The following is a 1,161-nucleotide window of genomic DNA, read 5'->3' as shown; positions in this document are numbered from 1 at the left end:
ATCCCCGAAGGAATAGCTTCGCTCGACTTGCATGTGTTAAGCACGCCGCCAGCGTTCGTCCTGAGCCAGGATCAAACTCTCAATTTAAAAGTATACTCCAAATCTTCGATTTGGCGTAGACTTTTACTCCTCAGCTTTGCTGAGTGAGTTTCCATTTTCAGAATATCTGAATCTGAATTCTCTAAGTAAGTTTAATCTACTCAATTACATAATTCAAAAGAATTGCTGGTCTTTATATATCTTTTCTGTTCAATTTTCAAAGATCATAATTATATAAAGTTAATTATCTTTATTAACAACCTTCTTATAAGTTGTGTTCAACAAGACAACGTAGTAATTATAACATCATAAATATTTATTTATTCACACTTAAACCCTGTTATACGAAGTTATATGTTTATAGCTCATCATATCTCCATTATGTTTATTTTATTATAGTTAGACACACCCGGTAGGGTTAATCTATATTATTTGTGTTTTTTCTTATAAATCATAACTTTTTTATATTTTACTTATACTATTCATGTTCTTTTTTCTATATCTTTTCATGCAGTTTAAAAGTTTTCAACCTTGATCTTTTTCTATTGTTATTGTGAATTCCTTGATACTCAATTAACGCTTACTTTATTATCTATTTTGGATAACTAAATAATCTCAATATTGATTAATATCAACATAAAATACTTATCACTTGGTATTTGCCATTATATCTTCATTTAGATTATATATAATTTTTAAATAATTTACCATTAATACCATTTTGTCAAGATATCATTATTTTATGATAAAACCTAAGGTAATAAAATCTATTCATCTTACACTTATAGAAAATAAGATAAACTAATGATTTTTATTAAAATTAATTTTTAACCAAAAAAAACTACAAACTTAAGTCTGTAGTTTTTTTGGTGGAGATAAAGAGACTCGAACTCTTGACCCCCTGCGTGCAAGGCAGGTGCTCTCCCAACTGAGCTATACCCCCAGGTTTGGTGGACCTTCAGGGACTCGAACCCCGGACCTACCGGTTATGAGCCGGTTGCTCTAACCAACTGAGCTAAAGATCCTTGTTTTCACCCGGCGACGACTTACTCTCCCACAAGGCCTCCCTTGTAGTACCATCAGCGCTTTAGTGCTTAACCATCCTGTTCGGAATGGGAAGGG

General features: G+C 32.3%; 2 tRNA genes and 2 rRNA genes. All 4 read right to left on the bottom strand.

What is annotated here, in order from left to right:
- Positions 1-87: ribosomal RNA gene (locus BD821_RS13310) — 16S ribosomal RNA — on the bottom strand; the annotation flags it as partial.
- An 819-nt stretch (positions 88-906) separates the two neighbouring features.
- Positions 907-982 (bottom strand) — tRNA-Ala (locus tag BD821_RS13305).
- Between the two features lie 5 nt (positions 983-987).
- A tRNA-Ile gene (locus BD821_RS13300) sits at positions 988-1,064 on the bottom strand.
- Positions 1,065-1,072: 8 nt separating this feature from the next.
- Positions 1,073-1,161 (bottom strand): 5S ribosomal RNA (gene rrf, locus BD821_RS13295); the annotation flags it as partial.

This window comes from Clostridium algidicarnis DSM 15099 (genome assembly GCF_002934235.1).
Taxonomy (GTDB): domain Bacteria; phylum Bacillota; class Clostridia; order Clostridiales; family Clostridiaceae; genus Clostridium_L; species Clostridium_L algidicarnis.
This window is presented reverse-complemented; position numbering and strand designations above follow the sequence as displayed.